Raw genomic sequence first — 26344 nt, forward strand, 5'->3', positions numbered from 1 at the left:
TAAGCCTGCCTTTGTTATGCCTAATAAAAATCAGATGTTGAAATACACGAATTATATTTTGCTTAGTGCGATTGCTTTCGCGGCTTGCAAACAGGAAGCGGCTTTGCCTAAAAATACAGTGGTAACAGATGGAGTAGTAAAGCCTGTTGCTGTAACAGAGCCAGTGAAGCATGATTCAGACGATCCTGCCGTATGGATTAACCCAAAGGATCCCGGACAAAGTCTGATCATTGGAACCGATAAAGAAGAAGATGGTGCGCTTTATGTTTTTGGTCTTGATGGTAAAATCAAAACAGATAAAGTGGTACATGGGTTAAAACGCCCGAACAATGTAGATGTAGAATATGGTCTAATGCTCAACGGTCAGCCAACAGATATTGCTGTGGCTACGGAGCGGCTCACGCACAAGTTGCGCATTTATTCCCTGCCTGATATGAAGCCAGTTGATAACGGTGGCCTGGAAATGTTTGTGGGCGATAACGGAGCTGGCTATCGTGATTTGATGGGCATCTCCATGTATAAAAATAAAGAAGGAAAAATATTTGCGATCGTGGGCAGAAAGAATGGTCCTTCCGAAGGATATCTTGGACAGTATTTGCTCGAAGATGATGGTACGGGAAACGTGAAAGCTACGCTGGTACGCAAATTCGGTAAATACAGCGGCAAGAAAGAAATTGAAGCGATTGCGGTCGACGACGCGCTCGGTTATATTTATTATTCGGATGAAGGCGTTGGCGTACGTCAGTACTATGCAGATGCGGACAAAGGTAATAATGAGCTCGCATTGTTCGCTACTTCCGGTTTCACAGAAGATCATGAAGGCATATCTATCTACCAGCTGACAAACACAACTGGCTATATTCTTGTCTCTGATCAAGGTGCTAATCGCTTTCATGTGTTTAACAGAGAAGGAACAGAAACAGATCCGTACGAACACAAATTGCTCAAGGTAGTAAACGTGAGTGCGACGCAGAGCGATGGATCAGAGACGGTTGCAATGCCTTTGGGTAGCGGGTTTCCACATGGCTTGTTTGTTGCGATGAGCAATGACAGGACATTTCATTTGTATCGTTGGGAAGATATTGCGGGCAAAGAATTGCAACAGATAAAATAGAAAGGACACAATTTTTAATCGCATTACTGCGATGTTTTATCTTATGTAATCCTTTATGGAAAGGCTTTTGGCACGATTGTGTTGAAAGCCTTTTTTCATTTTTGTGGTGTTGAAAAATTCGACAGTCCCAATTTGTGTACTTCGGATTTGGGTAGATATAAGCCGCCACTGTTACAAAATATATGTCCGATTTTTCTGATGTCGAACCCTCGCAAATTGTTGGTAATAAAAAATTGCGAGTTGAATTTCGACGTTTAGTTAATCCTGTGTTTCGCAAAAAAAGTGATGAAAATTGATTTGGCACGGTTGTTGTTTAAAAGATGTTTGAAGCTCATCTTTAATAACAACTCATTATGAAAAACCGTACGCTGAATGCTATTGCTCATGTAAGAGGCAGCACATCTCCATTACGCTTATTTCGTTTTAAAGGCCTACAGAAGAGCCTTATCACAAATGGAGTTAATCAAAAATTTATTTTTCATTGTATAGGATTTATCATTCAATTACTATATTTGGGTTCGCAACAGAAGGAGAGAGCTGTTGTTACAATCTGATTATTTGAGAAAGAGATAATCACCGCACTTAAGATTACTTACTGGAGTTTTTAAAGCAGGCCAAACCTGCTAATGGGATAACTATACTTATACAAACGCTTATGTTGGTACGTTTGAAGTTTTTGCCCAGGTGGATCATATTCCTGCTGGACATGGCATGTGTTGCCGCGTCCCTGCTATTGTCCTACCTGCTGAGGTTTAACTTTAATGTCTCTGCACTTGGGAATTATCAGCTGTTGCTGGTTGTAAACCTGGTGCTGGTCATAAATGCGATCGTGTTCGGTGCATTTAAAAGTTTTTCGGGAGTTGTACGTCATACGACACTTGAAGACACGGGGCGTTTTCTGCTCATTAACCTCATCGTGTCTGTAACATACGTTGGACTTGATTTTACGTTGTCTGTACTTACAGATCAAACGCAGATCCCTGCATCTGTTATTCTGATTAATTTCTTTATCGTAAACTGTTGTGTGATCGGGTATCGACTGATTGTAAAACAGCTTTTCAACAGTTATTCGCAAAGCCTGAAGATGGACAGCAGCATTAAAATCAAAGCTGCAGTATATAATACAGACGAGCATGGGCTGTTGGCGAAACGTGTACTCAACGAGTATCCGAAGAGTAACATGGAAGTTGTCGCATTCCTCGATGATGAATATAGATTGTCGAATAAGGCGCTGGAAGGCATTCCTATTTATACGTCTACAGAGACTGGCATAAAAAAACTATCCAACGCAGGTGTTGAATTGTTAGTTATTGCGAGTAGAAATATAGCGAAAGAAAAACTGAATTATCTCGTTGATACCTGTCTTGATTATGGTATTCACGTACAGCAGGTACCGCCGATTCAGCAATGGATAGATGGTAAACTGAAGCCAGATCAACTGAAAGATATTCGTATCGAAGATTTGCTGGAACGTGATGTGATTCAGATTGAGAACGCACGCGTAAAAGAGGAATATAGTGGCAAAAAGATTTTGATTACCGGTGCTGCAGGTTCTATCGGCAGCGAGCTTGTAAGGCAGTTGACACGGTACAATCCATCGTTGCTGATACTTTGTGATAAAGCTGAAACGCCGATGCATGACCTGGGATTGGAACTGAATGAACGTTTCAAAGACGTACCGGTAAAATCCATGATGGGGGATATCTGTGATCGTATGCGCATGGAGCAGATCTTTGAAGTGTATCATCCGGATGTTGTCTTCCACGCAGCTGCCTACAAGCACGTACCGTTGATGGAAGATAATCCTTCATTGGCTGTACTGAATAATATATTAGGTACCAAAAACCTCGTAGAACTTTCTGTAGCGCACAACGTGGAGAAGTTTGTGATGGTGTCTACCGATAAGGCGGTAAATCCGACAAATATTATGGGGGCATCAAAGCGCATTGCTGAAATATATGCCCAGAGCTATTTCCATCATGTGCAGCAAAATCATCAGGACAAATCATTAGGCTTATATCCAACTCGTTTTGTAACCACCCGTTTTGGCAATGTACTCGGCTCAAATGGCTCAGTGATTCCAAGATTTAAAGAACAACTTTCGAAGGGTGGCCCTATCACCGTGACACATCCAGAGATTACCCGTTATTTCATGACCATTCCGGAGGCCTGCCAGCTGGTAATTGAGGCTGGCACCATGGGTAACGGTGGCGAGATTTTCGTCTTCGACATGGGTAAACCAGTGAAGATTGTAGACCTCGCGCGCAAAATGATCAGCCTCGCCGGTAAAGAACCTGATCTTGATATCAAGATTGCATTTACCGGTCTGAGACCAGGTGAAAAATTGTATGAAGAGCTTTTAAATAACGCAGAGAATACCGTAGCCACCTATCACGAGAAAATTATGATCGCAAAAGTGCGTGAGTATGATTTCGTAGAGATCAGTCAGAAAATTGAAAGACTGATTAACTCTGCCCGCATGCACTACACCATCGATACAGTACGCTACATGAAGGAGATCGTTCCGGAGTTTATCAGCAACAATTCTGTGTACGAAAAACTCGATGTGCGCGCCTGACGAAAGTCAGTTTGTATTAACTATTGAAGAAACCACCAGAAGAAATGACCAAATTGATGAAAGGCATAAAACCTTGCCTGGCACTGCTATTGCTGTGCGTATTAACTGTTTTTTCAGCTTGCAATAATTACAAAAACATCAGCTATCTGAAAGACATCAAAGACAGTGTGCATAATGTGCCAGTGGCTTCTCTGCCTACTTATTATTCTGATCCGAGAATTCAGCCGAAGGATATTCTTCAGGTGACGGTACAAACGCTCGATCCTCAGACAAACACTATTCTTGCCGCTAACAATCCTTCGAATGTTACGCCACAAAATGTAATGTCGTCTGCCGGACAAGCTACTGTTACTGCTCCGGGATACATGGTAGATAAGGATGGTCAGCTTCAATTGCCGCTTGTGGGTATGATAAAAGTGGCGGGTCTTACGACCGCGGAAGCCCGTGATCTTATTTCATCAAAGGCTGCGAAATATTATAAAGATCCGGTGGTGAATGTGCGCTTTGCCAATTTTACAATCACGGTTCTTGGTGAGGTGGCGCGCCCTTCCACCTATGTTGTTCCCAACGAGAAAGTAAGTATTCTCGATGCCTTGGGCATGGCCGGTGATCTTACCATTTTCGGTAAAAGAGAAAACGTGTTGCTGATTCGTGAAGAAAACGGCGATAAGAAATTTGTTCGTTTCAATATCAATTCCAGTGAAATTTTTGCCTCTCCTTATTTCTATCTCCGCCAGGGGGATATGGTATATGTAGAGCCGGCAAAATCAAAAGCAGCATCTACAGATGCCGTGCGTACACGCAATGTAACGCTTATAGCATCGGGTCTTACCGTGCTCATAGTATTGTTGACCAGAGTGAATTTTTAAGCCAGCGTTTTAAATAAAGATCATTAAGCAAGAGAATCGATGCAAGACAAGAATTATACGAATCATATCGTAGCAGCGGAGCAGCAGGAAGAGGGCAGTTTGAACGTACACAAACTGATCGGCATAGTCATGAGCCATTGGGTATGGTTTGCTGTGAGTCTTTTTCTGACGCTCATTTTATCCTTCGTTTTACTACGCTACAGCACACCTGCTTATAAAATAAACGCGACCGTTTTGATCAACGATGATCAGAAGGCCGGAAACATGGATGGTAAGCAATTACTGGAAGATCTTGGTTTCTTATCAGGTAAGGGTAATGTGGACAACGAAGTTGAAATCTTTAAAAGCCGCAGCCTGATGGAGTCTGTAGTAAGAGATATGCAGCTTAACGTTAATTATTTTTCTTCCGGCCGTGTCAAAAAAACACCGCTGTATGAAGATGTTCCGTTTCATTTTGTGTTTATCCCGCTCTACGAAGATTCTGTAAGCAAGGATATGTACACGTTTTCAGTCAAGATAAATGGGGACAACATAGCACTTAAATGCAGCGGCAAGAAATGTAATAATGTAGACTGGAAAGGTAAATTCGGACAGACCGTTAGTTTGCCAATCGGGAAATTGCAAGTGATTAAAAATCCGCTCGTAAAGGCAGACGAAGAGGAATATCGTGTGGATGTGCAGAGCACCGATGAAGCAGTGGAAGATTATAGAAAAGCACTGACGGCGAATGTTGTCAATAAGCAGGTAACGCTTATCAATCTGTCATTGCAATCAAACATTCCACATCAGGGTGAAGATGCTTTGAATAAACTGATCAATGTTTATCTGCAGGCAAATGTGGATGATAAAAATAAAATTGCAGACAGCACGATGCGTTTTATTGATGACCGTGTAGCATTAGTAGGAGAGGAGTTGACAGGAATCGAGAAGAAAATTGAAGCATTTAAAAAGGAAAATGAACTGACAGATATTGGTGAAGAGTCTAAAATCCTTTTGGGTAGTACGAGCGATTATATGAAGCAGCTCACGCAGAGCGAAGTGCAGCTCAGTATCGTAGAGTCACTGCAAAAATATCTGCATGAAAATGTAAACAACCGTCGCGTTGTGCCATCGTCACTGGTATTGCAGGATCCGACGTTTGTGGCATTGATTGATAAATACAATGGTGTCCAGCTGGAGCGCGAACGTATGTTGATGTCTACCACCGAAGAAAATCCGATGGTGCGCAATATGGATCAGCAGTCTGACAATCTGCGTGGAGATATCAATAATAGTCTGGCTTCGTTAAAGCGCGAATTGCAGACGGGCATTCGTGAATTGCAGGCCCGAACGGGAGGACTTGATGAAAAAATTAAACAAGTGCCAACGAAGGAAAGAGTGTTTCTTGAATATTCGCGTCAGCAGAATATAAAGCAGGAGTTATATCTCTTCTTACTGCAGAAGCGCGAAGAAACCGCAGTGCAGAAGTCTTCTACGCTGGCGAACGTACGAATTATAGATCCTGCAAAAAGTGAAAATGATCCGTACAAACCTAAGAAGGCTGTTGTGTTCCTGACTGCAATCCTGCTCGGTTTGCTCATTCCAGGATCAGCTATTTATATCAAAAATCTGGTCAATACAAGAATTGAAACCAAGGACGATATCACCGATAAAACGAAGGTGGCTATTGTTGGAGAAATCGGACATAATACAGAAGAGGCAGCAATCGTTGTAGAGCGTGCAAGCCGCGACAAACTTTCAGAACAATTCCGTGTATTACGTACCAATGTTCAGTTCTTACTCAAGGCCGGCAATCATAAAACCATTGCGCTTACGTCAACGATGAGCGGTGAAGGTAAATCGTTTGTGGCAATCAATCTGGCAAGCGCTTTGGCACTGACTGGAAAGAAAGTGGTATTGGTGGACCTCGATCTGCGCAAACCAAAAATTGCGAAGAAACTCCGCCTGGAAAGAAGCCGCGGGTTTACGAATTATATTGTTGGTCAGGCGAAACTGGAAGATATTTTGCAGGTTGCTGATTCAAATGAAAACCTCACCGTTGTTACCTCCGGCCCTGTACCACCAAATCCTGCAGAGTTGCTTATGATGCCGGCGGTAAATACGTTCTTCGAAGAACTCCGCGAACATTTCGATTATATCGTGGTAGATACGGCACCGATTGGGCTGGTTACAGATGCGCAGTTGCTCGATCAGCAAGTGGATGCAACGCTTTATGTAGTTCGTCAGGGCTACACTTATAAACAACAGCTCAATTTCGTAAACGAGCTCTATACCGGTCGTAAAATGCCGCAGCTGAGTCTTGTTGTCAACGATGTGAAAGCTGGCAACGGATATTATGATTACAACTACGGTTACAGTTATGCCGGATACTACGGATACGACAGCTATTACGAAGGCGATGATGATGTTGAAGACAAACAAGGTTTGATCGCGCGCCTGAAATTGATGGCCCAGAAGGGAGGACTTAACTAAAGCCGGTAAACATACAATCATACCAGACTACAATGAAAAAGAAAATTCTGCATCTCATCCGTACCCAGTTTGTTGCCAAGATCCTGGGCATCCTGAGAGAGCTGTTTATCTTTTATTTTTTCGGTTCATCCGCCAAATTTCTGGTGTACCTCAAGTACTCCTCTTTTGCGGAGCTGACCAATATATTTTTCAATCCACAGAGCCTGATAACAAATTTGCTGCCCAAGTTCAAGCGATTGCTGAGCGATAATCAGGAAAAGGTTCCGGTGCTGAAAAAGCAGGCATATAAGATCGCGGCCACTTCATTTATGGTCACCTTTCTTGTGCTCGACATCTGTTATTTCGCCATTCTCGGACGTAAATCCTGGGAGAGTATTGGTTACAGTATGTTCTTTGCGTTGCTGCTTTCCGGTTTGTTCTTCTTTAATATCGGCTATATTATCAATCTGGCAAATGGTAATTACAAGCGCTTTAACAGGGGAGTGCTGGTATCAAACACAACATTGGTGATGTTTGTAGTACCGCTAAGCTATGCACTCGGTATTGTCGGTGTGCTGATGAATCGTCTGATCTCTGTGTTTAGTCATTCGCGCTATACCTGGAATGGTAAAACCATTAGCCCGAAGGAAATTGCAGCTGCGCCCAACGAAAATCTGATTCGTTTTTCCGACTTCGATTTTTCGGTATTTGTGATTGGTAATCTCACTTATTTCATCGTCATCTTTTTGAAAGTACTCTACAGTATTTACTATCATGATGATATTTATTTTTTCAATCTCGCCAGCATTTTTATTATTGCTGCAGACACGTTGGTGACTAAATCTATTTCAACTGTTTTCATCGAAGCCAATCCGACTAAGAAATCCATTTTCAGAGTTTTTGGACTAGTGATTATCATGTATGCCGGTGTTTATCTCGTAACCTCACCACTGGTGTTTGGCCATATCAACGAAGTATTGCATCGTTATCATGTAAAGGATATTTCGCGCACCAGCTACCTGTTTCACGCTTATGTGCCGATGTTGTTATCAACCTCATTGCTGCAGTTATACTATAACTATCTGCGCGGTGTTGATAATGATGGCAGCACGCTGAAACTTGGCCGGAAAATTGTATTGGTCATATTGGCTGTATTGCTTGTATTTCTGGCGCTCATTCCATTGTTCCACATCGCGAATCTCGAGACCTGGTTCAGTTGGATATTAACTGTGTTTTTGATTATTACGTTGGGTTATGTCATTAAAAAATAGCTTAGCCTACATACCGCTCGCATTTATTTTTTCCATCGGAAAGCTGTATGATGACCGGCTTGACTTCTTCGGCCTGCCTATATCTGAGTTTTTCTTTGGGTTATATCTGCTGTCTTTGCTGATCTTCTGTGGAAAGAACGGGTTCCGTTCTTTCAAAGACAAGGAGAGCATCACTTACTTTATATTGCTTAGTTCGGTAGCCATATTCGGTTTAATGGGTAATATCAAAAACGGCCTCAACGATACGTTCGACTATTCGATGGATAAAATGTCGGCGCTTTTGCTGATCATATTTCTGCCATCTTTTGTGTTGCGATCGTTTAAGTATGATAACATCGATAAATTTTTACGGGTGGTTTTCTTCGTTTCTGTTTTTTTGTTTCTGGGAGGAATCGTAGCCCTGCTCAGAGGTGGTGCTGGTGGCGGAGACGAAGAAAACAGCCGTTTGTCGGTAATGGGTGGTGGTCCCATAGTATTTGCACGCTGGGTTTCTTACTCGATCCTCTACACGCTGGTATTTCCGTTTTCCCAAAAGCGAAGACTAATCATTTTGTGTGTCGGTACAGTGCTGATCCTTTTATCAGGGAGTCGTGGTCCGTTGTTTACCCTGGTACCAGTGCTTTGTACTTACTATTTTATCCGGTACGGTTTCAAAAAATCAATAGTCATTCTCGGCGTGATCGGTATTGCAGCTTTGGTAGGATTAGAATCATTTTCAGAGAATGCGGCTATTTCTCGTATTATGGGTGGTTCGGATGCTGCGAGCCTTACCAGTGGATCATCTTCGGAAAGCCGCCAGATGAAATACGTAGAATCACAAAAGATTTTTTCGGAGAATATACTGGGCATTGGATTTGGGAACTATGCAAGATATGCTCCGAGTGCAGATCATGGAGCTGACTATCCGCACAATTTTATTGTAGAGATGTTTGTAGAGGAGGGTTTGGTAACAGGTGTACTTTGTATTGTGTTCATCCTTGTTTTATTCGGCAGAATTCTAAGGACAAGAAAAATGGTACGCGATCCTATCTATCTGTTTTTAATGTTGATCACCATGTACACTTTTATGAATTCACTGGTAAGTGGTGATCTGGGTGATCTGCGCTTCTTCCTGCTTTATTCGTTGTTGCTTTTTACCGTTGGTCAATTGCTCAAACGCGCTGGCAGAAATACATCGCCTGTTCAGCATCAAAACGTCGATATCTATTCAATCACCGAGTTATCACAAACAATATAACTATGCATATCATTTACATACACCAGTACTTTACGTTGCCGAGCAATGCCGGCGGTACCCGTTCGTATGATCTTGCGACACGGTTTGTAGAAGCAGGGCACAAAGTGACCATGATCACGAGCAGCGCCTATCTGAAAAATTTTGCACCGTACACACAAAAATGGACCGTAAAGGAATGCAACGGAATAAACGTACACATTCTCGATCTTCATTATGATCAGAAACAAAATTTTAAACAACGCGTCAAAGCCTTTATGGGCTTCATGTACGAGGCTTCAAAGTACGTCGCGAAGCTGGACGCTGATGTAGTGCTCGCTACCTCAACGCCGCTGACCATTGCGGTGCCTGCTTTGTACAAAGCGATGCGCCACAAGAAGCCATTTATTTTTGAGGTAAGAGATGTTTGGCCCGAAGCACCTGTTGCCATCGGAGCCTTAAAAAATAAAGCAGTTATTTCTTTACTCGAGAAATTTGAACAGCATACTTACCGGAAATCTAAACATGTTGTCGCGTTGTCTGATGATATGAAAACTTCCATTCTTCGAAATACCGATACACCGACAGATAAAGTAACCGTTATTCCGAATATATCGGAGTTGCGCCGGTTTGAAAACTTTGAGCCGGGTAAAGAATTTATCAAGTCCCTGATAGGCTTTCAACCGAAGAAATCATTGTTGTATGCTGGTACGCTCGGCAGTGCTAATGGTTTGAAATTTATGATTGACATCGCCATTCGTGCACAATCAATCGATGAGGATATTATGTTCCTCTTGCTGGGCGATGGTAACGAGAAGGCGGGTCTGAAACAGTATGCAGCAGAGAAAGGCGTGTTGGGAAAAAATCTTTTCTTCCTGGACCCGATACCTAAAGCGATGTTGCCGCAATTGTATTCGGAAGTGACGGTGGCCTCTTCGTTCTATGTACCGATAAAAGAACTTTGGGCAAATTCTGCAAATAAGTTTTTTGATTGTCTTGCTGCGGGACGCCCGGTATTGGTCAATTATGAAGGATGGCAGGCAAATGTAATCCGTGAACGGAACATGGGCTTTGTATTTGACTACAGAGAAGAAAATATTGGCAAAGAAGCTATGCGATTTGGGAAATATATCAATGACACGACTTTGCTGGAATTGCACGGTAAAAATGCGCGACAAGTAGCCGCAGAAAAATATTCGCTTGATGTAGCTGCGCAACAATATTTGAAAATACTGGAGCATGTTGTATAAAAATCTCTTCAAACGACTGTTGGATTTTTTTGTAGCCATCGTAGCATTCCTGCTGTTATCGCCGGTATTCCTTGTGCTGACGATACTGCTGTTTTTTGTAAACGATGGGAAACCATTTTTTACACAACGGAGACCGGGAAAAGGGGAGACCATCTTTAAGGTGATTAAGTTTAAAACGATGACAGACCGCAAAGATGCACAAGGGGTTCTGTTGCCGGACGTAGAGCGGTTGACCAGAATCGGCAGTCTAGTACGTAAAACTTCTTTAGATGAAATCCCTCAATTGATCAATGTGCTGAAAGGTGACATGAGTCTGATAGGGCCTCGTCCGTTATTACCGGAGTATCTGCCTTTATACAGCGTAGAACAAAAACGCAGGCATAAAGTAAGGCCGGGTATTACGGGCCTTGCGCAAGTGAAGGGAAGAAACACAATGAAGTTTAGCGAACGGTTTATAAATGATGTGTATTACGTAGACAATATCTCATTGCAGCTAGATATGAAAATCATTTTGATGACAATTAAATCTGTCCTTTTTAAGTCAAGCACAATCGTAAACGGACAAACGGTAGACGATGTTGATGATATCGGAATCAGTAAAAATTTAAGCGCCAATCATTTTAAAAAGAAATAGACATGAATATCAAAGGGAAAAAAGTTGTGTTAAGAGCGATTGAGAAAGAAGATCTGGAGTTACTGAACAAATGGTCAAACGATCCTGAGATCAACTATATGCTGGCAGGATGGCATTTTCCTTCTGGCATGCAGGACCAGGATAAGTGGTTTCAGTCGCTATCTCTTAGCAGCAACAATCAGCGTTTTGCAATTCATACTCCCGACCTGGGTTTGATTGGTATGGCAAATCTCGTAGATGTAAACTGGAAAGACCGGAATGCATTTCATGGGATGTTGTTAGGCGACAAGGACATGAGAGGAAAAGGATATGGCGTTGATACCATCATGGCAGTGAGCAGATTTGCTTTTGAAGAAATGGGTTTGATGAGAATGAACGGATCGATGATTTCGTATAACGAAGCTTCAATTGGTGTATATACAAAAAAATGCGGCTGGCAGGTAGAAGGTGTGAAGAAGAATCATTACTTCAGAAGAAACCAATGGTGGGATCAGGTAGTGGTAGGGATTACCAGAGATGATTATTTCAATCTGCTGAAGGAAAATAACTACTGGGAAAATGATTAAAGAGTACGGTTCGGACTTCCACTATTTAGCTGAGTGCCCGGAAATCAAAGGCAAAAAGTTTCTCGAAGACTATCTGGGCAAGGATTATCAGCTTCATTTCTCAGGAAGGACAGCGTTGTATAGCCTTATCAAAAACGGGATCGAAAATCTAGGATGGAAACGCATCTGTTTTCCCGAATATTTCTGTCATGGTGTGATTGATTACATCAGACGTTTGGATATTGATGTGTTATACTACAACGACGGGCCGTATGTTGCTGAATTCGATTCTAGCCAGTTTGCCGCGTTCGATACTGCAGATACCGCTATTTTCATCGTTAATTATTTCGGGTGTCAAAAAACCAAAGTATTGAATGTTGAGAAAGCAGTGGTGATAGAAGATCATACACACAATCCTGTTTCAGCATGGGCATTACGAAGCAGCGCAGATTTTTGTATCGCTTCACTAAGAAAGACGATGCCGATTCCTGCCGGCGGTTTGTTGTGGTCTCCAAAAAGAAAGCAGTTGCCCGTCAACGTGGGCGATGAACGTTCATTTGTCAATTCCTGTTTTTTCATGAATCTGTCAGCAATGGTATTGAAGGCGGAATATTTAAATGGCGGGAATGTGGCTAAACAAGATTTTAGAGATTTATTTATCGAATCCGAATCGATGTATTCCGACATCAGGATCCAGGGACCATTGCCTGAATTTGGTTTTCGGATGATCAATTACGTTCCTGTAAATAGTTTGATCGAAACTAAAACCAGGAATTTGAAATTGCTTCAGGAACTGATCGATGTAGATTTTGAAACCGTGCAGGGATATCAAATTGATGAGGTGCCATTGGGCTTGATTATTCTAAACGAATCAAAGGAAATCAGAGATCGGTTGAGGGCCTATCTCGCAGCACGGAATATTTATACGGCAGTCTTGTGGCCCAATCAACCAACCGCACAGGGGCGGGACTTTTCTGATAGCATGTTGCTGTTGCATGTTGATATACGCTATGATGCAAATGATATAGCGTATATGGCAAAGACATTACAGCACTGGGCTCAATCGGATCTTTTTAAATCAGAAATACAAAATGCCACTATCAGTCTTTAGGGACATCATGATATTATACATCCTGAAAAACGAATTTAATTATGAGTAGTTACACGATTCAATTAACGGATAAAGCAAAATGGAAGGAGCTTGTTGATCGTTCTATCAGCTATGATTTCCATCACTGCCATTCTTATCATGAATTAGAACATTCGGGAACACCTTTTTTGTTTGTCGTTGCCAATGAAGCGGATGATTTTATCGCATTCCCATTGGTAAAGCGACCGATTCCCGGAACGCAATATTATGACTGCACATCGGTGTATGGATATGCTGGACCTATTAGTAGTAAGCCACCAGAGTCATTGCCGCCACAGCTTTTGATCGACTTTCAGGAAGAGCTGAAAGTGTTTGTGAGTAAAGAAAAGATTGTTGCAGCGTTTACGCGCATGCATCCTATTATTGAGCAGGATAGTTTCCTGGATCCGTTAGGAAAAGTGATCCAGCTGAACAAGACTGTTGCAATCGATCTTTCATTGCCGGTAGATTTGCAGCGGCAGCAATATCGTAAAGCATTTAAGTATAGACTGAACGTGTTGCGTCGCAGTGGATACACAGTTAAAAAAGCAGATACCGCTTCTGAAATAAAAGCCTTTGTGGACATTTATACACAGACAATGGATCGTGTAAATGCGCAAGAGTCTTATTATTTCGATGAAGATTATTTCCGGAATTTTCTGAACTCTGAAGACTTCACATCGTTTTTGCTGTTAGCATATAAAGATGGTGAAGTTGCCGCCGGTGCTATTTTTACGGCCACGCGCAATATTATGCAATATCATCTCGCCGGCACGAGTGAGACCTATATTCTGGATGCCCCGATGAAGCTCGTGATTGACGAGGCCCGTCTGATAGGATCTGAGATGGGTCTGCAATATCTGCATCTGGGTGGTGGTGTTGGCGGTAGCGATGACGATTCTTTATTCCTTTTCAAAGCAGGTTTTTCCGATTTGAATTTTACATACAGAGTCTGGCAGCTTGTTGCCAATCAACCAGTGTATGAAGAGCTGGTTGCCCAAAAGCAAAAAGAGAAAACACTCAATCCTAATTATTTTCCACTCTACAGAGGTTAACACATGAATTCAAAAATATGGTTGTCGTCTCCGCACATGGGCGGTAAAGAACAAACTTTTGTAAAAGAAGCTTTTGATACAAACTGGGTAGCGCCTTTAGGTCCGAATGTAAATGGTATGGAAGCTGATTTGGCAGCATACCTCGGCAATGATGTGTCTGTGGCTGCATTGAGCTCCGGTACTGCAGCACTGCATCTGGGACTTATTTTATTAGGTGTGCAGGCCGGCGATGAAGTAATTTGTCAGAGCATGACCTTTTCCGCTTCTGCTAATCCAATCAAATATCTTGGGGCCATACCGGTTTTTGTAGATAGCGAACCAGGCACCTGGAATATGTCTCCATACTGGCTGGAGGAAGCAATCAAGGATCGTTTGGCCAAAGGGAAGAAGCCAAAGGCAATTATTCCGGTTCACCTTTATGGTATGCCTGTGAATATGTTTGCAGTGATGGAGATTGCGCGCCGTTATGAAATTCCGGTGCTGGAAGATGCGGCAGAAGCGTTGGGTTCTTCAATCGCCGGCCGTCGTTGTGGTACTTTTGGTGATATTGCTATTCTTTCGTTTAATGGAAATAAGATTATTACAACTTCTGGTGGCGGGGCTTTAGTTTCTGGAAACAAGGAATATGCAGACAAGGCAACTTTTCTTGCAACGCAGGCGCGCGATGCAGCGCCACACTATCAGCATTCTCAGGTTGGGTATAACTATCGCATGAGCAATATTTGTGCGGGCATTGGTCGGGGACAAATGGAAGTTTTGCCACAACGTGTATCAGAACGTAGAAAAGTATACGCATTCTATCAAAAGTATTTTGCTGATAAAAAAGGAATTACTCTGGTCGCAGAGCCGGAAGGATTTTTTAGCAACCGCTGGCTGACTACAATTCTTATCGATACGGAGCAGGCCGGCGGGTTGACTCGTGAGGTGCTCTGGGCGGCTTTTGATAAAGAGAATATTGAATCAAGACCATTGTGGAAACCGATGCATATGCAGCCGGTATTTGCCGGAGCACCATTTTACGGAGATGGTACTTCTGAAAAATTATTTAATCAGGGTCTTTGTCTGCCGTCGGGATCGAATCTTACGACAGAAGATCTGGGAAGAATTAGCGTGGTACTGGATAATGTACTGATGCAGGAACCTGCTTTGATTTAGAGGGGCATATCAGCAGATTTGCAAATATGGCTAGGGCCGGGACTATTTTTTGGTCCCGGCTTTTTTTGTTGGCATGATTTTTGGTATGATATAATTGATGAAATATTAATATAAAAATGTGGTTAAATTTATAAAAGAAGCGAAAGAAAAGTGCTGTTCCGTCAAAACCAAAACTATCATATTGCCGTACATGTGATTATGGAGTTAATTATTTTCCGCCATTTTGGATCATTAGCAACTGCTTAACTACCCAAACCAAAAGAAGAAAATAATATTGTATCATAAATACGGACGTAAAAAACTGCACACTATGATCGAAATTGCAACTCCCTACGAGGACCGTATGTCATCTTCATCGACCATGACCTACAAAACGAAAACAGTATTTGATAGCCTGAAAGAGCAGGTTTTCGCCATATTCCGTAACCGTGCCATTGATGCACGTATCAAAAAGCTTTCTGCATCGATCGCAGATAAAAAAGCATGGGCGACCCTTTCGGATGACGAAAAGGAAAGAGAAGTACGCAGAATAGCTTCTGTACGTCATGCGATAGAACGCATGAAACAGATGAAGAAATAATACAGTAAAAAGCGCCCCGTTGCAGAGGCGCTGTTATCAAAGTTTAGAAATGGTATGAAATACCGGCAAAGAGTCCAATCGTAGAGAATGGGATTGTGTATTTTGCCTGGTAGTTTGGTCCGGTTGCTGTAGTCTGACCCTCGGTGTACTTAGTTGTACGTTTGTTTTCCGGGATGGCAGACAATTGGTCGGCGCCGTTCACTGAATAAGAAGTAATCGTAGATTCTTTCGTGTACAGTGAAAGCGACAACATGCTCACTTCAGACCAGAAATGAAAATTGTCGTTGATCTTGTAATCGACACCTACTGCTCCATTGAAGCCAGGACAAAAATCTGTTTTCATCGTCGTGGTTCCAGCGTACTCAGTAGTTCCTACACTTGATTCGCTGGTGATTTTGATCTTTTGATAAACTGGCAATGCAAGTCCTACGCGCGAGTACAGATTAAAGTCTTTGTTGGTTGTCTGGAAATAGAAGGATGGTGTCACCAGCACAGGCATTTGCGCCTGCTGTGTCTGGGAGATTGAATTGCCAAATGGTTGTGCCAGGCTGCTTGAGTTTTCATACGTGTACTTTTTGCTGGCAATGCCCGCATTGACGTTTACACAAACGCCGATGTACTTGTTGAACATGTAGCCGACACCAACTGTTCCCTGCAGGCCCGCGTTTACGGCAGCGCGACGAGGCTGGGAAGTGACTACTTTGGTAGAAACGCCGTCTCCATAGGCGATACCGCTGACAGCCAGCTGTGTTCTTTCGGCAGCAAAGTTGTAACCCAACCCCGCTTTTACAAACCATTTTTTGGGAGCCTCAATGTAGTAGCTCCGCTTGTCTTTTTTCTGGGCCTTGATCTGGCCGGCTTTTTGACCCATAGTTGTCCCCACAACCATGGCCAACGCCATTGTTAGTAATGTGCTCTTTCTCATTGTGATGATTTGGAGAACAAGATACTACTCTACCTGTAAAAGTTCAATAGACATAGAGTAAAAATTATTGTGATGAAATTATTATGCGTAGATAAATAAAATTAAAAGCTAGAAACAGAAAGATGTTTTTGGGTGAAACATCAGATGGGTTTATACGTTGAAAAGGGGTTTGTCGTGTTTATCACTGTGCCGAAGGAAGAATCTCGCGTAGTGTGGGTTCTTTTAAAAACAACGTCGTTGTGCACTGTGAGAAAAGAAACGCGTTAGTACAACGGTTTGTAAAACATCAGATGTTTGTATTCAAAAGATCTTAGCATCTCCGCTTTTCATGCTCTTTGCGGAAACCTAAATAAAAAACGTGCTGCTGTACCACTTAAGCAATACAACAACACGGAATAAATCAGCGAGTTACTGCCATCATCTTACATTGTCGGAATGTGCCATTACTATTTGTTACCGAAAATTGATACAGATAGTTTCCTGCGGCTAATGCATTAATTCCACTCGATGCGTCTAATGTGATGGTCTGATCGCCAGCACCAAGGCTTTTACGAATGATGCCCAATAAACGTTTTCCTGCCAGATCAAATACTTCAATTAAAACATCAGATGTATTGGCGAGCGTAAAAGGAATGGAGGTGCTCCCTGCGAATGGATTCGGGTAGTTTTGTGATAACTTGAACTGACCGCCGGTTTCAGGCTCCAGGTTAATGACGCCAGATGTTGGAACAGCTATACCAACTGTGAGTGAAGCATCATAGCCACCTGTGCTGTTATTGGACGTAACAGTAAGCAACTCATATTGCGTGTTGGTCATGTCGCTGAAAACATTGTCGGCTGAATTGGCGGCAACCGAAGTATTTTGTCCGTGTGCAGAATAGAGCGATGTGCTATAAACTGTTGTGTTCAGACTGTCTGGAAATGCGGCCTGACTCGTAGCACTCAGTACAGAATTGAGAAATATCTGGAAGTGTATATGCGTAGTACGGCCAGTGTACCAGCCCGGATAAATGGTAGTGAAGTTCACCTGTCCATTATTGTCTGTAATCTGTATGCCTCGAAAGAATGTTTCACCCACATGGCTTTGAGTGCCCAGATAACCAGGTTGGTTGGCGTATTCGGAATAGTAGCCGTCTTTATTGCAATGCCAGATATCTACACGGGCATTTGTAACCGGACTGCAATTATCATTTGTGTTGACAATAGTAAGTGTAAGATGAAGTGGCGTGCCCGAATTTCCTTCTGTAATGTCTTGCCGGTACATAGCGCTGTTGCCGCTGAGATCAAATGGATATGGCCCTTCCGTCTCTTGCGGAATAAGCACGCAGGTGCCTGTGGGGACATTGCCGGTTGTGCCTGCGGCTCTTGATTTGCTGAATGGCAAAAACGAGCCGATGCCGAGTAGTCCGACGCCTTTGAGAAAATCTTTTCTTTCCATCTTATTATTGTTTTAGGTAAAAAAGGAATGACCCGTTGTATGTGGCAAGGGGTATTTTCCTAAGTTACGCAACAGATATATGTATATTTTATGTGTTGCGATAAGCGGTCGAAGGAAGTAGATAAAAAGGGAAAACGCAGGCCTTGAAATCCTTGGCCTGACGGAAGGATCCTGATCCATGTTGCCTGAAAATATGCAGGAACAGACTAGCGTCTCAGCAAGCGGATAATCATCACGATGATCGCAATCAGAAACATAAATAATGAAATGCGGTTCATGCCGTGCATAAACTTGATATTCATATTTGTCGGTTCGTTGGGATCGCGTTTGCGAATGTAGAAATATGTGAGAATCTGACGCCACATGATCTTTAATCTCCTTTCACTAAAGTTACCAAGAAATTTGGAGATTATAAATAAGGAACATTATATTTGCACCCACTCTAGGGGGGATTAGCTCAGCTGGCTAGAGCGCTTGCATGGCATGCAAGAGGTCATCGGTTCGACTCCGTTATCCTCCACAAGCTTTAAGTCACCTTCGGGTGACTTTTTCTTTTTACAACAAATTTGCAGCTTTTGTTGTGGCGGCCATGAGACTGCATCTGGCTGAACGAAGTCCGGAGACTTCGCTCAACAAGAAGTTCAGGCATAGTCTCCAGACTTTACTCAAGTTTACATAAGAGAAAGCTTTAAGCCTTATGTTTTTAGGTCTAAATCAAAATAACCAATCGCTTTCCTCCATCAATGTTAGCATCCCAGATTTGTTCCACTTCTGTTAAAGGAACTAATACCGTTTCAATTTTTAATTTGCCATCAGCAGCTAGCTGGAACATATCCGGAAGGATATCAGTAATTAACACTTTTACTTCATCCCGCGACCAGCTGCCTATGCCTGAACCGGAAATCTGAATATCGGTACTGCGCAGAATGGAAGAGGAGAGTGTGATATTATCACCCATCATTCCGCCCACAGTTACGTAACGTGTGCGATGTGAAAATCCGCCATTGCCTTTTAGAGAAGATAAGATCATTTCTGCACTGTGTCCCCAGAGGTAGTCAATTACAACATCGATGGGATTTTGTTTGTGCGCATTTTTGATCCGGGCGATAAAGGTTTCATCATCCTGCTTCAGGGAAATAATTTCATCGGCACCCATTGACAAAAGGTCTTGCAGCGATTGTTCATTCCTGCCCGTTGCAATTACCTTTTTAGCGCCATAATGTTTCGCGAGCTGTACCGCGATTTTTCCGGTTACTCCAGTTGCTCCGTTGATTAAAACGGTTTCTCCATTTTTCAGCGCAGCTCTGAAATGTAGGGCCAGTGCAGATCCCATAACGGCATTCGGTAATGCAGCTGCGGTTGCATCATCAATTTCCTCTGGAAGTTTCACCATTCTGTCTTTCTCTATCACCGCTTTTTCTGCTACCATGCCAGTTACACCAATTCCATAGATTCGTGTACCATCCTCGAGTAAACCAACACCATCGCCGCCCACTACTTTCGCCGTCCACTCTTCGTGAGCCGTAGAATAGTGCTTGCCGCTGGCGCGCATTTTATCAAGATTTTTTACGGCGGATGCTTTTACCGAAATCAGTACCTCGTTTTCGTTTTGTGCGACCGGTGCGGGAAAATCAACTACATACTTTGGCAATTCACCTTTATGAAATACAACAGCTGCCTTCATTTTTATAGAATTTTCAGCAAAGCTATGTTGTGTTTTTCTTGATGACGATAACATTTGTTATCAAATTAAGTCGGCTTAATCGCCTTTAGCCAGTTTACTCTTGATACGGCTTAAATGCACAGTTGTAATGCCCAGATAAGAAGCAATATAATGCTGCGGCACTCGTTTTACAATTTGCGGACGATCCTTTATAAGATCAAGGTAACGTTGCTGCGGCGTGTCTCTGATCGACGAAAAGAAGTATTTCATGTAATCGAATGTCCGCTCGAAGATCTTGTTTATGAACATATCCCGCAGATGAGGAATCTCTTTGATTTCGCTGAGCATTCTGTCTAAGTCAGTTTTGTTGATCATCCATAAAATACTCGGTTCAATGGTTTCTATAGTGATCGGACTTGGAATGTTTTTCATAAAACTTTCGATAGAGCCAACTGATTCTCCTTCGAAGAAAAACTGCGCGGTAATATCTTTTCCGTTATTGTTGAGCCATGCGCGGATACAACCTTTTTCAATGACGAACATTTTTTTCGAAACCTTGCCTTCGGCCAGCAAAGTTGTTTTCGAGGCAACCTCCATCCTGTGGAAACAGCTTAGGTATTCGTTCCATTTTCTTTCATCCAGGTTGAATTTGTCTTTGAATTGTTCGAACATGTTCGGTGGACTTTTGCCGCATATGCAATTTAACGCTGTTCTTCTGAAAGCGTTCAGGATTGTTTTTGATTAATTCGTCCCAGGAAATTAAAAATGCCGCTTACGAAGCGGCATTTTTTGTTGAAATATTAGTCGTTGTAAGGGTCCATAAGACCGCCGGGATAGTAAGCACGTTTATTAGAAAACTGCCCGGGATTAATGCTGCCATCATATTCATTACTATATATGGCTTTTTGCTGTTTGCGCGGGCTTAGTAATGTACTTCGAGGATTTTTAAAATTAAGTGCGATCCTCATTTTTGTTTTGTACTCGCCCGAATACACCGGCGTTCTAAACTCCCAATATTTATCAGGCGCTAATGTTAAAGTGTGGTAGCTATTGCCGCACCAGCTGCTTGGCAAATATTCGATGTCTTTCCAGATTCCGTCCTTGTCTTTGGCCTGTACCCTCATGTAGAGTCTGCTGTCTTGTGCGCTAAAAAGGATTTTCTTTTTTGTCCGGTTGGCTAGAATTACATGAAATCCGGCATAGAGATGCTGAAAAGTATCCGTTTTTTTGGTGTCTACGGTAATGCTTAAACCATCTGGCAGGTCTTCAGTTGAGACTGTGTGGGGATTGTTGCCGGAACCGCCGAATCCACCAATATCTGTTTTGTAATTCTCGGAATGTGCGTAGAAATAACCTCTGTTCATAAAGTCTATATCCAGTGTGTCGAGTGTGTTCCGAGGATATTTTTTTTCCTGCCAGATGATGTTTCCTTCTTTGTCAAAATAAGTGAGCCTGTTATTAACAGTAGTCAATAGCAATCCATTTTGAAAACCTGAATGGTCAAATTCTGTGATGATAGGTTGTGTGATGATTTTGCCGGCCATGTTTGCAATCCCATACATGAAGTCGTCATCTTTTTTTCTAACGGCATAAAAAAAGCAGCTATCGGTAATCCCACATTCCGCGATGCGTTGAAATTGTGGTGCAACAACAAAATTTCCATTAGTGTCAATTATACCCCAGCCATTTTCTTTTTCTACAATAGCATAGCCATTTCTAAAGCCTTTGTTTTGTACGCCGTCAAATGTATCCTTCCCAATAGTATTAAATTTGGTATCAATCAAACGGAAGTTTCTGCTATCATCTTCAACAAATGCACGGGCGTTAGAGAAATCGTACACATATCGGTTGGAAACATCGTTCAAAACAACGTCTCCTTTCAGATTTATGTAGCCTTGATAGCTTTTGTCGGAAGACATGTAAACACCTTTTTCTTCAGGAATCCAGTATTTGTAAAGTGATATAACGGCGAGGCCATCATAGAAACTGCCGGAAACATAGCTTTTGTTTTTGCGGGTACATTGAAAAATGAAATTGCCCCGTGCATCAATAAATCCATTTTCGGAGTCATCGTCTGTTTCGTGTTTTATTTCTACCCGGGCATATCCGTTTGTGAAGTTTCTGATGTCCCTGTATTTGTCAAAGGGCACAATCAATTTTCCGTTTGTGTCGATTACAGCGTAACCTGGTGCCCGGTCTTCATCCTTTTTATCTACTTTTTCTACAACCGAAATACCGTTGGTAAATGGTCCGAGCCGGGAATAAATAGTATCCGCAATTAACTGCCCGGTTTTCAAATTTATAATTCCTTTGTTCCCTGTTGAAGTCTGTACGATAGCTTTTTCGGGACTAATAAATACAATGGATTTATAAACGGGAGGTAAAATTCGTTTGTTGTTTTTGTCAATGAAAATCGGTTGTCCTTCGGAATAAACACGGGCAATTCCATTCTTGAAATCTGTTGCGAAATCATATTGCGGTGGAATAGCGAAATTACCGTTCGTGTCGATAAAGCCATAGTTTCCATTAATTCGCACGCTCGCCAGATTTTCCGAAAAGTCATCCCCGTTTTTATACTTTGGGGGAATCACAGTCCTGCCGGTTTGGTCTATAAATCCAAGTTTTCCATGCTCCACTATTTTGAATAGCTTTTTTGTTTGTGCTGATGATTGGATTGTGATCAAAAGAAAAGTCAGTGCCCAAAATAAGTGTTGCATACAGTCAGGTTTTCGGTTCAGTAAATAACGAATAAGCGTTCGAAACATTCTACTGCGAAGGAAAACAAAAAGATACGGATAACGTAGCTTGTACCGTTTTTATGATAGAAATTTTACAGAACCGTTTTTTAGTGTCTATTTAAAAACCCCGTATTTCCGCCTAAATTTGAAATAATACCCTCAACCGTTAAATGGGAATTATGAAAAAGCTCCTCTTCTCCTTTTTACTCCTCATATCTTCAGATTGCATAGCACAGAAAGTGACGTATTTAATGGATTCTGTTACCCGCTGTAAGATAGTTACAGACGAAGATGCGCCTGGCATGAGTATTCGCTGGTCGGGGGCTTGTAAAGATGGCCTTGCATCGGGAAATGGAACGTTGGTCTGGTCTCAGCAGGGAAAGGTGCTCGCGACTTATAATGGTCAGATGAAAGCCGGTAATGTGGAAGGGAACGGGAAGCTGCTCATTCCCGGATATGCAACGATGCAGGGAAATTTTCTGGATGGTTCGCTGAATGGACAGGGCGCCATGTATTTTGAAAATGGGGGGAAGACCGTAGGCAATTTTGTGAATGGGCAGTTTCTGAATTTAGATGCTAAATATTTACCGCTATTAAAGAAGGAAATAGTTGCATTAAAGGATAGTACCAGAATTTATGATGCCGGTAATCCTGGCACCGAGCTATTTTATTATTTATTGAAGCCAGAGGGAACGGTGAAAGCAGTTTTAATTCTATTCCCTTCTACTGGTGAGTCTGTAGAAAATGTAATCAGCTGTAACCGAGAACTGATGCAGCTTTCGTATAATGCTCATATTGCGACAGCGGTCGTGAGTGCTAATTATAACAATAGTTTGGACAGCGACGCACAGGCAATGCGATTTTTTGAAACGGTATTTGTGGCGCTGGTAACCAAATATAAATTGCCACGAGACAAATTTATTTTATCAGGGCTTTCACTCGGCGGTGAAAATGCTTTGCATTATACAGAATTATCGAGGAATAACCGGTATGATACTTATGTGAAGCCGATTGCTGTAATTGGCGTAGATCCGCCGGTGGATATGAATAATTTATACCACAATGCAAAATCGATGAAGGAAGAATATGAGCGCGAAGGTGATAGCCTTGCGGAAAGCAAGAAAGTGGCCCTGGCCGAAGACCGCTTTCTGATAGATGAGTTCCATAAACTTTATGGTGGTTCTCCGGAGCAGTTTCCGCAGCGATATATTGACGGCTCTGAATTTTCCAGAGATCAGGAAGACGGTGGCAACGCAAAATTCCTCATACATGTGCCCGTGCGACTGTATTGTGACCCGGATATTCTCTGGCAGCTCAAATACAAAGGCCGCGATTATTACCATATGAATGCTGCAGATCTCTCAGCAATGACGAGCTTCCTGATGAAAAAGGGAAATAAGCAAGTAGAGTTTATTCCTGCACTGGGAAAGGGTTTCAGGGTAGATGGCACAAGACATCCGCATTCATGGTCTATTGTAGATCCGAAAGATTGCGTGGAATGGATGCTGGGAATTGCTGGTCGCTAATTCGTTTTTCTAATTGTTTACGGAGAATTGATATCCTTTTCCCTTTAGGGTAATGATTTCTACGCCGCTCCCTGTGATGAAATGATCGCGCAGCTTGCGAATATAGACGTCCAGGTTTCTGCTGATAAAATAGGAGTTGTCACCCCAAACTAACTTCATCAATTTATGTCTGTCGAGGATCGTGTTTACATGCGTACAGAAGATATCGAGGATCTCGGCTTCTCTGGCGGATAGCCTGATAATATTATTACCGTCTTTTAGTTCCAGTTTTTCAGGTGTGTAAATAAAACTTCCCAGCTGCATTTGTGGCTTGCTTTTCGAGTTGCCGGTCTTCTCCTGCTGTCCCGTTATCCGCATCTGATTGTCGATCCGTACCATTAGTTCTTCCATACTGAATGGTTTTTTCATATAGTCTGTACCGCCTGCCGTAAAGCCGTCCAGCACATCTTTAGTCTGACTTTTTGCGGTAAGAAATATGATGGGTAATTGTGGGTGTGCTGCTCTGATAGAGGCGCCAAGTGTAAATCCATCTGTATGCGGAAGCATCACATCAAGCACACAGATATCCGGCTGAAAATCATTGATTGCATCCAGCACTTTTAATCCGTCTTTTTTATGTAATACTACATATCCTTTCAGCTCCATCGTTTCTTTAACGATACAGGCCAGGTGCTCCTCATCTTCTATATAAAGCACTCTACAACTCATTCGGATTTGATTTAGGAATGGAAATAATAAATGTGGTGCCTGTTCCTTGTATACTTTTGAGTATTATCTGTCCATTGTGCATTTGCACAATATGTTTTGCATAAGCGAGTCCGAGTCCGTGCCCTTTGGTATTATGTACATCGCCCTGCGGAACACGATAAAATTGTTCGAATATTTTATGCTGATATTCCCTGGCTATGCCTGGGCCATTGTCGGCGATCATTAGTTGAATTTCTTCGTTCGTGCCGCGAAGGGTTATTTCTATTTTGTTGCCACCATATTTAACAGCATTGTCGAGTAAGTTGTACAAAGCGTTCGTAAAATGGACATTGTCTATAGCTGCGATCAGCGGCATATCCGGGATATTCCAGGTAATATCCATTTGTTTTTCTGCGAATGCCGGTTGCAATGCTTGCGTGACTTCGCGCAGTAGTATGCCAACATCTGTTGGTTTCTTTTCTAATATCAATTGCCCGGTTCCGGCTTGCAGGTTATCGATTACACGATCTATGAGTATCCGTAAGCGGTTCATTTCCCATGCCGCAATGTTCAGATATTTTTCTGATCGTGTAACATCGTGCAGAGCACCATAACTTTTCAATGCTTCCAGTGCCACCTGTGTAGCGGCTACAGGTGTTTTTAGCTCGTGCGAAACATTGCTGATGAAGCTATCTTTCTGAACACTGAAATTCATCTGATGTTTTATAGTTCGGTAAGCCAGCACGAAAGCGACGATTGTCAGCGTTACCAACACTGCTGCAAAAGCGAATGCCGGCCAGGTTCGTTGAAAAATATAATAATGGTAACCGGTCAGTTGTACAGTCATACGATTGTTGGCGGATCTGTATCTGAAGATTTTTTCGCTGTTGTTTTTTTCTGGAAGCCACGCGGCAGTGATATGCGGATAGGTGTGCGCTAATGCTTCAGTAAATTTCTTTTTCAGCAGCTGTGTATCTCCAGCCAGTAATTCAGTGGTGCCTGATCCATGCTCGCCCATCAGCTTTGTGAATGCAACGCGCATTGTCTGATTGATCAGGTCGTCTGGATGTAAACTGTCGGTAGCTTGCAGTGCTGCACTGTCTGTAGCTTGCCGGGCAATTATAAAGCCAGTGGCTTGTTCTTGTGTGTGGGTCACACTATCCGGAATAATAGTGCTGTTGCTATGCAGCGTCATCACGGTGGGATTCTTCGTGAATTGCGAAGCAGGCATGCTTTTCAGAATATGTGCTACCATATTACCTACGACGCTATCCGTGATTTTCGTTTCTGTTCGATCAAACACATTCCGGATATCTGCGTTGAGCTGTTTTTTTGTTGCTTCGTATTGTGATCTGAGCCACATGATCGTCAATACAAGGAGCATCAACTCGCTTGCTATCATCAGTGCGGCGATCAGGCCTGTTCTTCCGTTATGTTTCTTCCGTGCTGCCACTTGTGTTCATTAATGTACTGCAAAAAAAGGGAATGTAGTTGTACCAAATACGAGTCATTAACCTTAATTA

Annotated in this window: 22 protein-coding genes and 1 tRNA gene; 15 read left to right on the top strand and 8 right to left on the bottom strand. The window is 42.4% G+C overall.

The genetic code is table 11. The features are described 5' to 3' along the window. Window positions 1–16: 16 nt before the first annotated feature. From DN068_RS04865 to DN068_RS04925, 13 genes are all read left to right on the top strand, one after another. Window positions 17–1114, top strand: coding sequence for a phytase (locus DN068_RS04865; protein WP_243630103.1), 1098 nt, complete (start codon window positions 17–19; stop codon window positions 1112–1114). 706 nt (window positions 1115–1820) lie between these two features. Next, window positions 1821–3692, top strand: coding sequence for a polysaccharide biosynthesis protein (locus DN068_RS04870; RefSeq protein WP_243630106.1), 1872 nt, complete (start codon window positions 1821–1823; stop codon window positions 3690–3692). A 23-nt stretch (window positions 3693–3715) separates the two neighbouring features. Then, on the top strand, window positions 3716–4561 hold the full coding sequence (locus tag DN068_RS04875; protein ID WP_207798856.1) for a polysaccharide biosynthesis/export family protein: 846 nt from the start codon (window positions 3716–3718) through the stop codon (window positions 4559–4561). A 39-nt stretch (window positions 4562–4600) separates the two neighbouring features. Then, window positions 4601–7033 (top strand): GumC family protein, encoded by a 2433-nt coding sequence (locus tag DN068_RS04880; RefSeq protein WP_110997773.1) that lies wholly within the window; start codon window positions 4601–4603, stop codon window positions 7031–7033. Window positions 7034–7065: 32 nt separating this feature from the next. Then, on the top strand, window positions 7066–8283 hold the full coding sequence (locus DN068_RS04885; RefSeq protein WP_110997774.1) for a hypothetical protein: 1218 nt from the start codon (window positions 7066–7068) through the stop codon (window positions 8281–8283). Then, window positions 8267–9520: an O-antigen ligase family protein gene (locus tag DN068_RS04890; protein WP_110997775.1), complete on the top strand. Its 1254-nt coding sequence runs from the start codon at window positions 8267–8269 to the stop codon at window positions 9518–9520. The genes DN068_RS04885 and DN068_RS04890 overlap by 17 nt, the downstream gene beginning before the upstream one ends. Window positions 9521–9522: 2 nt before the next feature. Further along, window positions 9523–10746: a glycosyltransferase family 4 protein gene (locus DN068_RS04895; RefSeq protein WP_110997776.1), complete on the top strand. Its 1224-nt coding sequence runs from the start codon at window positions 9523–9525 to the stop codon at window positions 10744–10746. Then, window positions 10736–11380, top strand: a complete 645-nt coding sequence (locus tag DN068_RS04900; RefSeq protein ID WP_317047133.1) for a sugar transferase — start codon at window positions 10736–10738, stop codon at window positions 11378–11380. Before DN068_RS04895 ends, DN068_RS04900 begins: the two co-directional genes overlap by 11 nt. 2 nt (window positions 11381–11382) lie before the next feature. Next, window positions 11383–11946, top strand: a complete 564-nt coding sequence (locus DN068_RS04905; RefSeq protein WP_110997777.1) for a GNAT family N-acetyltransferase — start codon at window positions 11383–11385, stop codon at window positions 11944–11946. Beyond that, complete coding sequence (locus DN068_RS04910) at window positions 11939–13036, top strand: hypothetical protein (protein WP_110997778.1); 1098 nt, start codon at window positions 11939–11941, stop codon at window positions 13034–13036. The genes DN068_RS04905 and DN068_RS04910 overlap by 8 nt, the downstream gene beginning before the upstream one ends. Window positions 13037–13077: 41 nt before the next feature. After that, window positions 13078–14109, top strand: coding sequence for a GNAT family N-acetyltransferase (locus DN068_RS04915; RefSeq protein ID WP_110997779.1), 1032 nt, complete (start codon window positions 13078–13080; stop codon window positions 14107–14109). A gap of 3 nt (window positions 14110–14112) precedes the next feature. Further along, window positions 14113–15264 carry a DegT/DnrJ/EryC1/StrS family aminotransferase gene (locus tag DN068_RS04920; RefSeq protein ID WP_110997780.1) on the top strand — a complete coding sequence of 384 codons (1152 nt, stop codon included), beginning with the start codon at window positions 14113–14115 and terminating at the stop codon, window positions 15262–15264. Between the two features lie 310 nt (window positions 15265–15574). Beyond that, entirely contained in the window at window positions 15575–15844 is a 270-nt protein-coding gene (locus DN068_RS04925; protein WP_110997781.1) for a hypothetical protein, read from the top strand. A gap of 43 nt (window positions 15845–15887) precedes the next feature. Here DN068_RS04925 and DN068_RS04930 read toward each other — a convergent pair whose 3' ends face one another. The 3 genes from DN068_RS04930 to DN068_RS22045 all read right to left on the bottom strand — a co-directional run bounded on the left by DN068_RS04930 (window position 15888) and on the right by DN068_RS22045 (window position 18572). Continuing rightward, window positions 15888–16769 carry an OmpW family outer membrane protein gene (locus DN068_RS04930; RefSeq protein WP_110997782.1) on the bottom strand — a complete coding sequence of 294 codons (882 nt, stop codon included), beginning with the start codon at window positions 16767–16769 and terminating at the stop codon, window positions 15888–15890. A 400-nt stretch (window positions 16770–17169) separates the two neighbouring features. After that, entirely contained in the window at window positions 17170–18207 is a 1038-nt protein-coding gene (locus DN068_RS04935; protein WP_110997783.1) for a dioxygenase family protein, read from the bottom strand. A 206-nt stretch (window positions 18208–18413) separates the two neighbouring features. After that, on the bottom strand, window positions 18414–18572 hold the full coding sequence (locus tag DN068_RS22045; RefSeq protein ID WP_165836279.1) for a DUF6728 family protein: 159 nt from the start codon (window positions 18570–18572) through the stop codon (window positions 18414–18416). Window positions 18573–18653: 81 nt separating this feature from the next. Between DN068_RS22045 and DN068_RS04940 the strand changes: the two genes are divergently transcribed. After that, window positions 18654–18727 (top strand) — tRNA-Ala (locus DN068_RS04940). Window positions 18728–18916: 189 nt separating this feature from the next. Here the strand turns inward: DN068_RS04940 and DN068_RS04945 are convergent. The 3 genes from DN068_RS04945 to DN068_RS04955 form a co-directional block, all read right to left on the bottom strand. Further along, the gene (locus DN068_RS04945; protein ID WP_110997784.1) at window positions 18917–19891 is read right to left on the bottom strand and encodes a quinone oxidoreductase family protein; all 975 of its coding nucleotides are present in this window, start codon (window positions 19889–19891) and stop codon (window positions 18917–18919) included. A gap of 75 nt (window positions 19892–19966) precedes the next feature. Further along, window positions 19967–20542 (bottom strand): Crp/Fnr family transcriptional regulator, encoded by a 576-nt coding sequence (locus tag DN068_RS04950; protein ID WP_110997785.1) that lies wholly within the window; start codon window positions 20540–20542, stop codon window positions 19967–19969. A 128-nt stretch (window positions 20543–20670) separates the two neighbouring features. Further along, window positions 20671–22587 carry a WG repeat-containing protein gene (locus tag DN068_RS04955; RefSeq protein WP_165836280.1) on the bottom strand — a complete coding sequence of 639 codons (1917 nt, stop codon included), beginning with the start codon at window positions 22585–22587 and terminating at the stop codon, window positions 20671–20673. 200 nt (window positions 22588–22787) lie between these two features. Between DN068_RS04955 and DN068_RS04960 the strand changes: the two genes are divergently transcribed. After that, window positions 22788–24134, top strand: coding sequence for an MORN repeat-containing protein (locus tag DN068_RS04960; RefSeq protein WP_123985232.1), 1347 nt, complete (start codon window positions 22788–22790; stop codon window positions 24132–24134). A 9-nt stretch (window positions 24135–24143) separates the two neighbouring features. Here DN068_RS04960 and DN068_RS04965 read toward each other — a convergent pair whose 3' ends face one another. Then, entirely contained in the window at window positions 24144–24842 is a 699-nt protein-coding gene (locus DN068_RS04965) for a response regulator transcription factor (protein ID WP_110997788.1), read from the bottom strand. Further along, window positions 24832–26274 (bottom strand): sensor histidine kinase, encoded by a 1443-nt coding sequence (locus tag DN068_RS04970; RefSeq protein WP_110997789.1) that lies wholly within the window; start codon window positions 26272–26274, stop codon window positions 24832–24834. Before DN068_RS04970 ends, DN068_RS04965 begins: the two co-directional genes overlap by 11 nt. Between the last annotated feature and the right edge of the window lie 70 nt (window positions 26275–26344).

The sequence above is a fragment of the Taibaiella soli genome, from assembly GCF_003236175.1.
Lineage (GTDB): Bacteria > Bacteroidota > Bacteroidia > Chitinophagales > Chitinophagaceae > QKTW01.